Below are 13,668 nucleotides of genomic sequence, written 5' to 3' on the forward strand. Positions count from 1 at the left end.
TCCAACGTGGTGAGGGGGCAAAACTGATGAACGGGGACCGCCGCTCGGTCGTGAGGCCGACGCTCGAAGCCGTCGCCGCGCGGGCCGGAGTCGGGCGAGGAACGGTTTCACGGGTCATCAACGGCTCACCGAAGGTGAGCGAAAAGGCCCGCGACGCCGTGCTCCTCGCCATCGACGAACTCGGATACGTGCCCAACCGGGCGGCGCGCACTCTCGTCACCAACCGGACCGACACCATCGCCCTGGTGGTGTCGGAATCCGAGCAGCGCGTGTTCGACGAGCCCTACTTCGCCGGCCTGATCAGGGGAATCGGGTCGGCGCTGGCCGAAACGGGCCTCCAGCTCATCCTGAGCATGGCCCAGAACCGCAACGAGCACGACCGCCTGGAGCACTACCTGACCGGGCAACACGTCGACGGCGTCCTGCTGACCTCGGTCCACGGCGCCGACCCGCTGCCCGGCCGCCTCGAGGAACTGGGCGTTCCCACCGTGCTCGGTGGGCGCCCCGTCGGCCTGAACCCCTACAGCTACGTCGACATGGACAACCGCGCCGGGGCCAGGCAGGCGATCAAATACCTGCTCGGCAAGGGCCGCACACGGATCGCGACCATCGCCGGCCCCCAGGACATGGGCGTGGGCGTCGACCGGCTGGCTGGTTACCGTGACGCCCTCCTCGCGACCGGGCTGACCGAACGGGTCGTCTACGGAGACTTCTCCGAGGAGAGCGGCTCGACGGCGATGCGCGAACTTCTCGAACGCCACGGCGATCTCGACGCCGTGTTCGCGGCCTCCGACCCGATGGCGGTGGGCGCGCTGCGCGTGCTGCGGGAACGGGGCTGCGCGGTGCCGCAGGACGTCGCGCTGATCGGCTTCGAAGACTCGAAGGTGGCGCTCCACACGGAGCCGCCGCTGACCAGCGTCCACCAGCCGACCGAGTCGATGGGCCGCCAGATGGTCCAGCTCCTGGTCTCCCGCATCAACGGCGAGCCGCTGGAGCAGCCGGTCGTCATCCTCGACACCCACCTCGTGATCAGGGCGTCGACCTGATCACCCGGTGGTGAGGAAGGCCGGACAGCCCGTGGGGCGGCCCGGCTCTCCCGACCGGACCGCCGGCTTCCACGGGCTCAGCTCATGGCGACCAGGACCCGGCGGGAGCCCTGGAAGGGTCTGCGGCCATGGCCGACCAGGACGTTGTCGATCAGCAACACATCGCCGGTCCGCCAGTTCACGTCGACCGCGTGTTCCAGGCCCCGATCGCGCACCTGGATGACGTGGTCGGCCGGGATGGGGGTGCCGTCGGCGTACTGGACCGACTGCGGAAGATCCTCCGGGGGCATGATCTCCGCCAGCATCATGGCCGTCTCGTCGCCCAGGGACGCCGGGTGCCACTGGTCCGACTGGTTGAACCAGACCTCCGCCCCGGTCACCGGGTGGCGGGTGGTCGCGGGGCGGATCTGGGTGACGCGCAGGCCGCCGTCGCTCCGCCACGTCCATTCGGCCGACGACGCGTCGAGGAAGGTCTCGACCTCCTTCTTGTCGGACGTCTCGAAGGTCTCCTGCCAGCTCTTCCCCAGGCCCATCCCCCCGTGCAGGTTCTGGGTGTAGCGGACGCCCTTGGCGAACGCCTCCCGGACATCGGCGTCGAGCGATTCGAGCCACGTCACGCCGTCGACCACGGGCGTCGCGCCGCCGGACTCGGCGGCTTTCGCGCAGAAGAACATCAGGCGCGAGGGCCAGGTCGCCGCGTAGGAGAGTTCGTTGTGCATGGAGATGGTGTATTCGGCCGGATATTCGGTCGAGGTGTAGACGTTCTGGCCGACCTTGGTACGCGGGGAGTTGCCGTGGACGTAGGCCAGCCGGTTGGGCAGGAGCAGGTCCATCGGGGCGTCGAGGGCCGCCTCGGTCACGCCGAAGCCGCGGAAGACCAGGGCCTTCTTCTCGATCAGCAGGTCGTCGACCGGCGTCTCGCGTAGGAAGTCGGCCAGGGGTTGACCAGGGGAGGTCAGTTCGTGTGGTTGCCAGGTCATCGGGATCCCCTTTTGAGGTGACGGCGGAGCGCTTCGCGCTGGGATTCCGTGAGGACCGGGCGACTCGGGCGCGGCGGGTCGAGGAGCGAGGCAATCAGGGCCGCGGTTCTCGTGATGCCCGCCGACGGGTCGAGGTCCTCCGGAGCTGCGGGCTGCTCCCCCGATGCGAGCAGCTCACGCAGGTGTTCCCCCGCCTCGGGCCATTTCCCGGGCGGAAGCCATTTCGCCAGGCCCAGCTTCGCGAGCCGGGCGGCGTTGTCGGGACGGTCGGCCCCATCGGCCAGAACGAGCTGCGGAGTTCCGGCCATCAAAGCGCGGGTGAGGGTGCCGATGCCGCCGTGGTGCACAACCGCTCTGACTTTCGGTACGACCTGGTCGAACGGTAACCGATCGAACCAGCGCACCCCTTCTGGCAGCGGCGTGGGCAGCAATTCCGGATAGGGCGTCACTACTACAGCCGGTAGGCCGTCGACCGCTTTCAACGCGGACAGGTAGAACGCCTCGTTCAGCATCCGGCCGGTGCCGCCGGAGATGAGCACCGGGTGGTCGGCCACCACATCCGGAGAGAACGCTCCCCGGGACACGGCGTCGGGGACGGCGAATCCGGCGAGTTCGAAGCGCGCCGGTGATTTCGCGCCGGCCCGGTCGAACCAGTGGGGCCATAATCCGATGTCCATCGTGGCGCCGGCGAAGTAGCCATACCAGTCGGTTATGGGTGGCAGGCCGAGGTCGTCGCGGACGGACTGGAAGCCCGCGGCGAGTTCGGTCGAGTACATGTGGGCCGCCAGGCGGGCGCCCATGACCTGGATCGGCGACACCGCCACCCAGGCGACCGGGCACTTCAGCAGCTCGGCGGCGAACCTCACCGACAGGGCCGAGGTGTGACGGCCGACCAGCACGGTCCGGCCGGGGTCGTGGCGCTCCGCGATGGCCTTGACCTCGAAGGCGAGCTGCTCGAACAGGCCGTTGCGCTCGTAGAAGCCGAGCCACCCCAGGCCTCCCCTGGTGTCCATCAGCTGGGCGGTGTCGGCCTGGTGACGGGCGTACTGCTCGGCGGTGTCGATGGCGGCGAAGTCGAGGCCGGACGCCGCCGCCCGGTAGTGGGCGTGGGTGATCAAAGTCACCTCGTGGCCGCGCCCGCGCAGTTCGGCGCCGAGCCGGACGAAGGGCATCACGTCGCCGTCGGTGCCGTGGGTGACGGCGATTATCCTCGGCACGCCACCCGCCCGGCGCCTGGAATTTCGGCTGACAGTGAGTTGCGCATGAAAGTTTCTGTTCCCTTGCATCGGTGGCGGCCGGTGGGTGATACTCCGACTGAGAAAGCGCTCTCTCTTTCCCGGATGCCCGTCCTGGAATGAGACCAAAGAAGCAGTAGTGACATGTTCCTGTCAACGGTGATCCCGCATAATGGAACGGCCGGTTCCGGCGGTCCGGGAATGCGGGGCAAGCTCAGGTCGTGACTTTTTTTAAGTTCTATACTATCCTGCTTCCGGATGCCTGACCTGCACGGGAACTCGGCGAAGGAGGGTCGTCATCTTACTCGTCGGTAATTCAAGGGTAAGACGACATTCCAGAGTGGGGCGCGGCGTGCACTTGCGCGCGGCGAATGGATTCGTTTAATCTCTTGTGGGAGTGCGGTGGGAGCGCTCCCATAACGGTAAATCGGGTTCCGCAAGTTTCTGCAACTCAGCGCAACATTAGGAAGACGCTTATCGCGCCGGCCTTTTTCGGGTTGCCTTGGACCGTTCAAAGAAAGGCCACTCCGTGGCAGTGACGTCCACATCCACACCCGAGTCCGCGCCTCGTAGCTCCCTCGGCGGGCTCTCCCCCCAGCGCCAGGCTGCCCTCGCGCGCCTGCTCACCGCGCGCACGACCACGCCCATCCCCGCCGTCCCCCGTGACCAGGGCCCGCTCGTCTGCTCCTTCGAGCAGCGGCAGATGTGGCTCGGCGCGCAGCTCGACGGCGCGGCCCCGGCCCCCCACGCGACGCTGGGGCTGAAGCTCGACGGGCCCCTCGACGTCCCGGCGCTGACCGCCGCACTCGACGCCCTGATCGTCCGGCACGAGAGCCTGCGCACCGTCTACGCGCCTCCCGGCGCCGAGGCCGTGGAGCATCAGGGCGAGCCGCTCCAGATCGTGCTCGACCCGTTCCCGATGCCTCTCGACTTCCACGGCACGCCCGACCTCGCCGGCGAGATCACCGCCGAGGCCGTGACCAGGCGGTTCGACCTGCAGACCGGGCCGGTCGTGGCCACCACGCTGATCCGGCTGGCCGAGGACTCGCACGCGCTGCTCCTCGTGTGTCACCACATCGCCGCCGACGGCTGGTCGATGGGGGTGCTCGCCGATGAGCTGGCCGCCCTGTACAAGGACGCGCTCGGGGTTCCGGCGGCCCTCCCCGGGATCCCGGTTCAGTACGCCGACTACGCCGCCTGGTCGCGGGCCGAGCTCACCCCGGAAACCCTCGAGAGCCGCGCCGCCTACTGGCGGACCACGCTCGGCGGCACCGGCTCCGTCGACCTGCCGATGCGGCGCGAACGGCCGGTGCCTGACGGGCGGCGTACCCACACGAACTGGAGCCTGCTCGCCCGGGGCACCCTCGCCGCCCTGCAGACCGCCGGCGGGCCGGGCACGACGCCGTTCACCGCCCTGCTGGCGGTGTTCTCGATGCTGCTGGCCCGCTACACCGGCGCCGAGGGGGTCACCCTGGCGACCACCAACGGCGGACGCAGGCGGCGCGAGCTCGAAGGCGTCGTGGGGTGCTTCGTCAACGCGGTGCCCCTCCACGGCGACCTGTCCGGCGACCCCGCTTTCGCCGAGGTCGCGGCGCGCGTGCGCAAGGCCGTGGGCGGCGCGCTGAGCAACCAGCTGCCGCTGTCGGTGCTGGCCGACTCCGTGGATCTCAAGCTGCCGGTCAGCTTCTCGCTGCGCGGCTTCCGCGACCAGCGGGGCGGCGACTGGCCCGGCCTGACCGCCTCGATCTGGGATCACGAGGTCGACCACCAGGGCTATGAGCTGTCGCTGCTCGTCCACCTCGACGGCGACGTCACCGGGCTCGACTTCACCTACCGGCGCGACCTGCTCGACGACGACGTCGTCGACCGGATGGTCGGGCACTATCACCACCTCGCCGCCCAGATCGTGGCGAACCCGGCGGCCACGCTGGCGCAGCTCGACCTGGTGACGCCGCAGGAGCGGGACACGATCTTCGGGACGTGGAACGACTCGGCGAAACCGTATCCCGAGAGAGCGCTCCCTTTGTTGCTGGCCGAGCATCGCGACTCGACCGCGACCGCGACGACCTTCCACGGCGTCGCCCAGAGCCACGCCGACCTGCACGCCCGCGCCAACCAGATCGCCCGGCGGCTCCTCGACGAAGGGGTCACGCCGCAGAGCACGGTCGGGGTGCTGCTGGACCGCTCGCCCGACCTGATCGCGTCGCTGCTGGGCGTGTGGCTGGCCGGGGCGGCGTACGTGCCGATGGATCCGGCGTTCCCGCCGCAGCGGATCGCCGACATGCTCGAGACGGCGGCCACCGCGCTGGTGCTGACCGAGCGGAAGTACGTCTCCCGGTTCGACGGCCCTAAGATCATCGAGGTCGCCGCGATCGACGGCGACACGGCACCCGTCGACGTTCCACTGGACGTCGACGGCCTCGCCTATCTGATCTTCACCTCGGGCTCGACCGGGAAGCCGAAGGGCGTCCAGGTCACTCATCGGGGGCTGGTCAACCACGTCTGGTGGGCCGTCGAAGAACTCGCGGCCCGAGGCGACGGCGGCGCGCCGCTGCTCGGATCGGTGGCGTTCGACCTGGTGGTGCCCAACCTGTGGGCGCCGCTGGTGGTGGGCCAGACCGTGACGATCCTCGACCAGGACTTCGACATGGGCGAGCTCGGCGACCTGCTCTCCGAGAAGAGGTTCAGCTTCATCAAGCTCACCCCGGGCCACCTGGAGGTCCTGGGCCACCAGCTCGACGACACCCGCGCCGCGAGCCTGGCCGAGGTGATCGTCGTGGCCGGCGAGGCCCTGCCGGGATCGCTGGCCGACCGCTGGCTCGAGATCCTGGGCCCCGGACGGCTGATCAACGAGTACGGCCCCACCGAGGCCACCGTCGGCACGTGCGTCTACCCGGTCACCCACCGGCAGAACCACGAGGTCGTCCCCATCGGGGCGCCCCTGCCCAACATGCGCATGTTCGTTCTCGACCCGCACCGCCGCCTGCTCCCCGCCGGCGTCCCCGGCGAGCTCTACGTCGGCGGCACCGGTGTCACCCGCGGCTACATGAACCGACCGGACCTGACCGCCGAACGGTTCGTGGAGTTCGAGGGTGAACGCGTCTACCGGACGGGAGACCGGGTCCACTGGCTGCCCGACGGCAACGTCGCGTTCCTCGGCCGGTTCGACGACCAGGTGAAGATCCGCGGCTACCGCATCGAGCTGGACGAGGTCAGGGCCGCGCTCCTCGACCATCCCGGCGTGCGGGACGCGGTGGCGGCGGTGCACGAGGAACGTCTGGTGGCCTACTACGTTCCGGTGCGGGGCCAGGTCAGAGATCTGGCCGAGCACTGCGCGCTGAGGCTGCCCGAGTACATGGTCCCGGTGGTCTTCACCGAACTCGACCACATGCCGCTCAACGCGAACGGGAAGGTCGACAGGAAGGCGCTGCCCGCGCCTTCGACGGAGGCGACCTCGGCCGTAGAGCCTCGTACGGAGACCGAACAGAGGATCGCCGACGTCTGGAAAGAGGTCCTGAACCTCGAGACGGTCGGCGTCGAAGACGACTTCATCGCCCTGGGCGGCCACTCGCTGCTGCTGATCCGCATGATCGCCAAGCTCCGCCAGACGATGCCGGACAAGCCGATCAGCGTGGTCGACGCCCTGGCCAACCGGACCGTGGCCGCGCTCGCGGCCCTGGTCGACGGGCCGGCCGAGGACTCCACCGGTCTCCTGGTCAGGCTCACGAAGAACATCGCCGCCCCCACCATGACCCTCGTCTGCGTCCCCTACGGCGGCGGCAGCGCGGTCGTCTACCAGGCGCTCGCCGAGGCCTTACCCAAGGGCGTCGCGCTCCACGCCGTCGCCCTCCCCGGTCACGAACTCGGCGTCGACGAGGAGGTCCTCCCCTTCGACGAGGCCGCCGAGCAGATCTGCGCAGAGATCCTGGCCAAGGTCAAAGGCCCTCTGGTCCTGTACGGCCACTGCGTCGGCAGCGCCCTCACGACGGAGATCGCCCGGAAGGTCGAGTCTTCCGGACGGGAGATAGACGCCGTCTACATCGCCGGCAGCTTCCCGTTCGCCGTCCCGACCAAGGGCTTCAGCGGCCTGCTGAACAAGCACTACTTCAACAACCGCAGGCTGCGCAACAACAACTCCGAGGCCAACTGGCTGCGCGCCATCGGCGCCGACCTCGACGGCCTCGGCGTCGACGAGGTCGAACGCATCGTCACGACCATGCGCTCGGACGCGAAGGCCGGCGAGGCCTACTTCACCCGCCTCATCGACGAGGGCGCGACTCCCCTGAAAGCCCCGGTCGTCTCGATCGTCGGCAGCCGCGACCCGATCACCGACTTCTACGAGGAGCGCTACCGCGACTGGCACGTCACCGCCAGGACGACGGCCCTCGTGGTGATCGACGAGGCCGGCCACTACTTCCTCAGGTACCGGGCCGAGGAACTGGCGAAGATCATCACCACCGTCCACACCGACCTCGACGGCCCGCACACTTTCAGTACCTGGCGCAAAGAAGCCGTCTCCCGCGACAAACCCGCACAAGAGGCCACCCTCGGCCGGTTCCTGCGGGTCGCCATCGGTCAGACCGTGTCGATGGTCGGCACCGCGATGACCGAGTTCGCCGTCCCGATCTGGGCCTACCTGAAGACCGGCTCGCTCCTCCAGTTCAGCCTGTTCGCGATCATCGCGCTGGTGCCGGGACTGCTGCTGGCCCCGCTGGTCGGCGCGCTGGTCGACCGCAGCGACCGGCGCAAGGCGATGCTCGTCGGCGACGGCGCGTGTCTCGGGTTGCAGGCGCTCATGCTGGGGCTGCTGCTCACCGACGCCCTCCCGATGCCCGCTCTGTACGGCATCCTCGTCCTGCTGAGCGTCGCGCTGACGGTGCAACGCCTGGCCTGGGCGTCAGCCGTACCGCAACTGGCTCCCAAGCACTATCTCGGTCACGCGGGCGGTGTGCTCCAGCTGGGCAACGCCATCGGCCGCCTGATGGTCCCGCTGTTCGCGGTGGCGGTGCTGGCCGCGATCGGCCTGAACGGCATCCTGATCGCCAACGTCGTCTGCTACCTGTTCGCCGTCACCGTCACGCTGCTCACCCCGTTCCCGAAGGCGATGGCCTGGGCGCGGCGCGAGTCGGTCGGCGCGGAGATCAGGAACGGCTTCACCTACCTGTGGCGGCGGCCGGGCCTGCGGGCGATGGCGATCACCATGTTCGCCGTCAACTTCTTCCTGTTCACCGCGTTCACGATGATCTCGCCGCTGGTGCTCTCGATGGGCGACCTGGGCGACACCGGGACCGTCGCGCTGGTGGCGGCGGCGGGCGCGGTCACGGGCGGGTTCGTGATCTCGATCTGGGGCGGGCCGCGCCGCCGCCGGATGTTCGGGATGCTCGCGGCCGTGGGGGTCGTGGCGATCTTCGCCTTCGCGATGGGCCTGCGCCCGTGGCTGCCGCTGGTGGCGCTCGGCGCGGCCGGGATGGCGCTGTTCATGACGATCAGCGACGGCATCTGGATCACGATCATCCACTCGAAGGTCCCCCAGCGCTACCACGCCCGGGTGATCGCCATCAACCAGATGCTGGCCATGTCGACCCAGCCGATCGGCCTGGCCGTGCAGGCGTGGCTCGCCGGGCTGGTGTTCGTCCCGCTGCTGCGCGAGGACGGCGCGCTGGCCTCGACGGTCGGCGTCGTGATCGGTGTCGGCGAAGGACGCGGCATCGGCCTGCTCTACCTGATCTGCGGCCTCGCCATGGCCGTCACCATCGTGCTCGCCCTCCGGCACCGGGCGCTCCGGAACTTCGACCGGGACACCCCCGACGCAGAACCCGACGATCTCGTCGGCCTCGCTGAACTGAAGGGAACCTCCGCATGACCCCCACCGAATCCGCCGTCGCAGAGATCTGGACCGAACTGCTCGGCGAAGCACCGCCGTCGGTCGACGACGACTTCTTCGAGCTCGGCGGCCAGTCGCTGACGATGGTCCAGTTCCTGGCCCGGGTCGAGGAGCAGTTCGGCGTCGAGTTACCCATCGACGTGCTGTTCGCCAGCGGTTTCACGGTCGCGGAGGCGGCGAAGGCGATCGACCAGGGCCGGATCGCGGCCGTGGACGACGACGAGCTGGCCGCGCTGCTGAAACAGCTCGACGGCATGTCGGACGACGAGATCAACGAACTGCTCTCCGACGCATGAGAATCCTGCTCGCCCAGAACATGTTCCACCTGCCCAGCCACGGCGGGGCGAACAAGTCCAACCGGATCATGATGGAGCAGCTGGCCGCGCGCGGCCACGAGTGCCACGTGGTGGCCCCGATGAGCGGCGCGCTGCGGGACACCTCCATCGACGATCACGTGACGTACCTGAAGGGGCTGGGCGCGGAGGTGACCTCCGCGACCCCCGACGTCCTGAAATATCGGTACAACGGGGTGCAGGCGCACGTGGTGACCAGAGCGTCGTCGCTGGCACGGCAGATCGGCGAGGTGGCCGGCGAGGTCTCCCCCGACTGGACGCTGGTGCCCTCGGACGACCCCGGGCTCATCGTGCTCGGCGCCGCGCTGAAGGCGACCCCCGAGAGGGTCGTCTATCTGGCCCACACGCTGCAGCAGCTGCCGTTCGGCCCGGGGGCGTTCTACCCGAGCGCGGCCGGGACGCGGATGGTGAAGCGGGCGGCGTCGATCGTGGCGGTGAGTCAGGCTGCGGGGGCGTATCTCAAGAAGTGGGGCGAGATCTCGTCCACGCTGATTTATCCCCATATTTACGGAGATCCGCCGGAGCTGGCCGCCGGGGACCTGGTCACGATGATCAACCCCTGTGGCTACAAGGGCCTGAGCGTCCTGCTGGGTCTGGCCGACGCGCGGCCGGAGGCCGGGTTCCTGGCCGTCCCCACGTGGGGCACCACCCCCGAGGACCTCGACGAGCTGCGGAAACGCCCCAACATCGAGATCGGGCAGCCGTCCGACGACATCGACGACATCCTGTCGCGGGCCAAGGTCCTGCTCATGCCGTCGCTCTGGGACGAGACCTTCGGGTACGCCTGCGTCGAGGCCATGGCCCGGGGCGTCCCGGTGATCGCCAGCGCCGTCGGCGGCCTGTCGGAGGCCAAGCTCGGCGTGCCCTACTCGGTCCCGGTGCGCGGCATCGAACGCTACGAGTCGGTCGGCCAGGCCAGACCCGTCCCCGTGGTCCCTTCCCAGGATCTGGGGCCCTGGCTGAACGCGCTGGACCCCGTGGTGGGCGACGACTCGCTGCACCGCCACCTGGCCCGCCGGTCGCGGAAGGCCGCGCTCGGATTCATCGCCTCACTGGACGAGGCCGCTTTGGAGACCCACCTGGCCGCCCTGCGCCCCAACCGCCGCCTCGCCGCACTGGCGGCGCTCGCCGCGGCCCGCGCTAAGGAGTCACAGTCATGATCGGAGCGGTGAGGGAACGCACCCTGACGCCCGTGTCCGAGGCCGATCTGTCGCGGATGCTACGGATCCGGCACTTCGAGAAGGCCCTGCTGCGCCTGTTCGAACAGGGCCGCCTGAACGGCACCACCCACACCTGTCTCGGCCAGGAACACGTCCCGGTCGCGGTCAGCGGGCTGCTGAAGCCGCACGATCACGTCTTCAGCAACCACCGGGGTCACGGCCACTTCCTGGCCAGGTACGACGAGCCGCACGCCCTGCTGGCCGAGATCACCGGCCGGGAGGGCGCGCTCTGCAACGGGGTCGGCGGCAGCCAGCACATCTACCACGAGCGGTTCCTGTCGACGGGCGTCCAGGGCGAGTCGCTGCCGGTGGCGGTCGGGGTCGCGCTGAAGCACAAGCGGACCGGTGACGGGATCGCCTGCGCGTACATCGGCGACGGCACGTGGGGCGAGGGCTCGGTGTACGAGGCCCTCAACATGGCCCAGGTCTGGGGCGCGCCGCTGCTGGTCGTCGTCGAGCACAACCGGATCGCCCAGTCGACGCCGACCACGGCCCAGATGGCCGGCACGATCGCGGGCCGCTGCGCCGGGTTCGGGGTGCTGCACCACCGGGTGGAGTCGGTCGACGTCAACGTGGTCCGATCCTCGCTGGAACCGCTGCTACGCCGGATCCGGGAGGAGAAGCGGCCGGCCGTCTTCGAGGTCTCGGTGCACCGGGCCGGCCCGCACAGCAAGGGCGACGACACCCGGACCGCGACAGAACTCGCCGAGGCCGCCGCCGGGAACTGGTACGCGCACTACCTGCGTGACTTCCCCGCGCAGGTCGCGGCGGCTGAGGAGATCGAGCGGGCGTTCATCGACGCCGCGGTCGAGAACGTGCTGGCCCGCCCCCTGTCGGAGTGGTCATGAGAGTCGCCGAACACCTGAACAGGGCCCTGCACTCCGTTCTGGAGAAGGACCCGTCGGTCCACGTGCTGGGCGAGGACATCTCCGATCCGTACGGCGGCGCGTTCAAGATCACCAAGGGCCTGTCCGACCGGTTCGGCCCGCGCGTGATGTCCACGCCCCTGTCCGAAGGGGGGATCGTCGGCGTCGGCGCCGGGCTGGCCCTCGCGGGCGATCGCGCCATCGTGGAGATCATGTTCGGCGACTTCGCCACGCTGGCCTTCGACCAGCTGGTGAACTTCGCCGCCAAGTCGACGACCATGTACGGCCGTCAGGTGGACGTACCGCTGATCGTGCGTCTGCCCACCGGCGGCCGCCGGGGCTACGGACCGACGCACAGCCAGAGCCTGCAGAAGCACTTCATCGGCGTCCCCGGCCTGTCGGTGTACGAGATGAGCCCCTTCCACGACGCCGAGCACCTGTTCACCGAGATCTTCGGCAGCGGCCGCCCGGCGGTGTTCTTCGAGGACAAGGTCCTCTACACCAAGCCGATGCTCAGCGGCGGCGACGGCCTGCACACCTTCGAGATGCGCGACGGCTGGGCGGTGATCCGCACCGAGGAGGACACCGAAGACGTGCTGCTGGCCCCCGGCGGCCTCACCGACCGCGCCCTGATCGCCCTGCGCGACCTGCTGCTCGAAGACGAGATCGCCTGTACGTTGCTCGTCCCCGCCCGCCTCCACCCGCTCGACGTGACTCCGGTCGCCGACGTGCTGGCCGCGGCCAAACGGGTGCACGTCGCCGAGGACGGCACCGCCGGGGGGACGTGGGGCGCGGAGGTGGCCCGGCTGCTGCACGCGCGGCTGTGGGGCCGGCTGACCGCGCCGATCACGCACATCTCGGCGCCCGACTCGATCATCCCGACGGCCGCCCATCTCGAGGCCCGTTGTACCGTCCAGGCCGCCGACATCCGCCGTGACATTCAGAGGGCAATCAGCAGGTGACCGAATTCCGTATTCCGAAGCTGAACAACAACGATGACAGTTACATCCTCGTCGAATGGCTCGCCGCCGACGGCCAGGAGGTGAAACAGGGCGATCCGCTCGTGGTCATCGAGACGTCCAAGACGGCGGAGGAACTGGAAAGCCCGGTGGACGGTCTGCTGACCATCAAAGTGCATTCGGGTGACTGCGCGCCGGGCCAATTGATCGCGGCCATCGGTTCTTTCGTGGAGGTCGTGGAACCGGTCGTACCGGAAATCCCGCCATTTGAATCCGGCGAGATCGACATCGTCATCACGCGCCCGGCCCAGGTGCTCATCGAGCGGCACGGCATCACGCTGGAGCGGGTCCGCGCGCTGGGCAAGAAGGTGATCCGCGCGGAGGACGTCGAGACGCTGTCCGACCCCCGGGAGATCGTCCGGCTGCCGAAGGCACAGCGTCAGGCGGCCGACGTGGTCGCGATGTCGCACCAGACGATCCCCGCCGCGTTCACCGTGGTCAAGGCCGACGTGACCGACACGGGCAAGCTCACCCGGGACCTGTCCAAGCACGCCCGGACCCTGATCGGCCTGTCGGAGCTGCTGGTCAAGGCGGTGGCCGACCAGCGCGCCGCGTTCCCGCGCCTCTTCGCCGAGTGGCTCGGCGACGGCCGGATCCGGCTCGCGGAGGGGTCGCACGTCGGCGTCACCATCGACGTGGGGAAGGGCCTGTTCGTCCCGGTCGTCCGCGACGCGGACGCGCGTCCGCTCGACGCGGTGGCCCGGGAGCTCATGGACTACCGGATGACCGCGCTGCGCGGCAGCTTCCGCGAACGCGACCTGGTCGGCGCCAACATCGCCGTCACCCTGCACACCGAACCCGGCGTGGAACTCGCGGTGCCCATCATCTACCCCGGCCACGTGGCGGCGCTCTCGCTCGCCTCGGCCCAGCAGGAGGTCCAACCGTCCGATGAAGGTTTCACGGTCCGCCAGACGGTACGCATCGGGCTCGCCTTCGACCACCGTGTCGTGAACGGCCGCGATGCCGCGCTCTTCCTCGGAGCGGTCAAACGGTTGCTGGAAGAACCGCGCAGATGGTTGGAATAACCCGGCGTGGTGTATTTGTGCTGATGTCACTCAGCGCCGC

At 69.3% G+C, this 13,668-nt stretch carries 9 protein-coding genes; 7 read left to right on the forward strand and 2 right to left on the reverse strand.

Annotation, left to right across the window (positions count from 1 at the left end; translation table 11 throughout):
- The first annotated feature begins 26 nt into the window (after positions 1–26).
- Positions 27–1,046, forward strand: coding sequence for a LacI family DNA-binding transcriptional regulator (locus AW272_RS05750; protein WP_066361574.1), 1,020 nt, complete (start codon positions 27–29; stop codon positions 1,044–1,046).
- Between the two features lie 77 nt (positions 1,047–1,123).
- On the opposite strand, the gene AW272_RS05755 is transcribed toward AW272_RS05750, so the two are convergent.
- Together AW272_RS05755 and AW272_RS05760 are read right to left on the reverse strand one after the other, a co-directional pair.
- The gene (locus AW272_RS05755; protein WP_066361575.1) at positions 1,124–2,026 is read right to left on the reverse strand and encodes a TauD/TfdA family dioxygenase; all 903 of its coding nucleotides are present in this window, start codon (positions 2,024–2,026) and stop codon (positions 1,124–1,126) included.
- Complete coding sequence (locus tag AW272_RS05760; protein WP_066361577.1) at positions 2,023–3,243, reverse strand: glycosyltransferase; 1,221 nt, start codon at positions 3,241–3,243, stop codon at positions 2,023–2,025. The genes AW272_RS05755 and AW272_RS05760 overlap by 4 nt, the downstream gene beginning before the upstream one ends.
- Before the next feature lie 553 nt (positions 3,244–3,796).
- Between AW272_RS05760 and AW272_RS05765 the strand changes: the two genes are divergently transcribed.
- The 6 genes from AW272_RS05765 to AW272_RS05790 are packed head-to-tail and all read left to right on the forward strand — an operon-like array spanning position 3,797 to position 13,628.
- Entirely contained in the window at positions 3,797–9,124 is a 5,328-nt protein-coding gene (locus tag AW272_RS05765) for a non-ribosomal peptide synthetase/MFS transporter (RefSeq protein ID WP_066361580.1), read from the forward strand.
- Positions 9,121–9,441: a phosphopantetheine-binding protein gene (locus tag AW272_RS05770; RefSeq protein WP_066361581.1), complete on the forward strand. Its 321-nt coding sequence runs from the start codon at positions 9,121–9,123 to the stop codon at positions 9,439–9,441. Before AW272_RS05765 ends, AW272_RS05770 begins: the two co-directional genes overlap by 4 nt.
- Positions 9,438–10,658 (forward strand): glycosyltransferase family 4 protein, encoded by a 1,221-nt coding sequence (locus AW272_RS05775; RefSeq protein ID WP_066361582.1) that lies wholly within the window; start codon positions 9,438–9,440, stop codon positions 10,656–10,658. Before AW272_RS05770 ends, AW272_RS05775 begins: the two co-directional genes overlap by 4 nt.
- A complete protein-coding gene (locus tag AW272_RS05780) occupies positions 10,655–11,566 on the forward strand; it encodes a thiamine pyrophosphate-dependent dehydrogenase E1 component subunit alpha (RefSeq protein ID WP_066361587.1) in 912 nt (303 codons plus the stop codon). Before AW272_RS05775 ends, AW272_RS05780 begins: the two co-directional genes overlap by 4 nt.
- A complete protein-coding gene (locus tag AW272_RS05785; RefSeq protein WP_066361592.1) occupies positions 11,563–12,546 on the forward strand; it encodes an alpha-ketoacid dehydrogenase subunit beta in 984 nt (327 codons plus the stop codon). The genes AW272_RS05780 and AW272_RS05785 overlap by 4 nt, the downstream gene beginning before the upstream one ends.
- The gene (locus tag AW272_RS05790) at positions 12,543–13,628 is read left to right on the forward strand and encodes a 2-oxo acid dehydrogenase subunit E2 (protein ID WP_066361593.1); all 1,086 of its coding nucleotides are present in this window, start codon (positions 12,543–12,545) and stop codon (positions 13,626–13,628) included. The genes AW272_RS05785 and AW272_RS05790 overlap by 4 nt, the downstream gene beginning before the upstream one ends.
- Positions 13,629–13,668: the final 40 nt, after the last annotated feature.

Origin of the sequence: Herbidospora mongoliensis, from assembly GCF_001570545.1 — a bacterium.
GTDB lineage: Bacteria > Actinomycetota > Actinomycetes > Streptosporangiales > Streptosporangiaceae > Herbidospora > Herbidospora mongoliensis.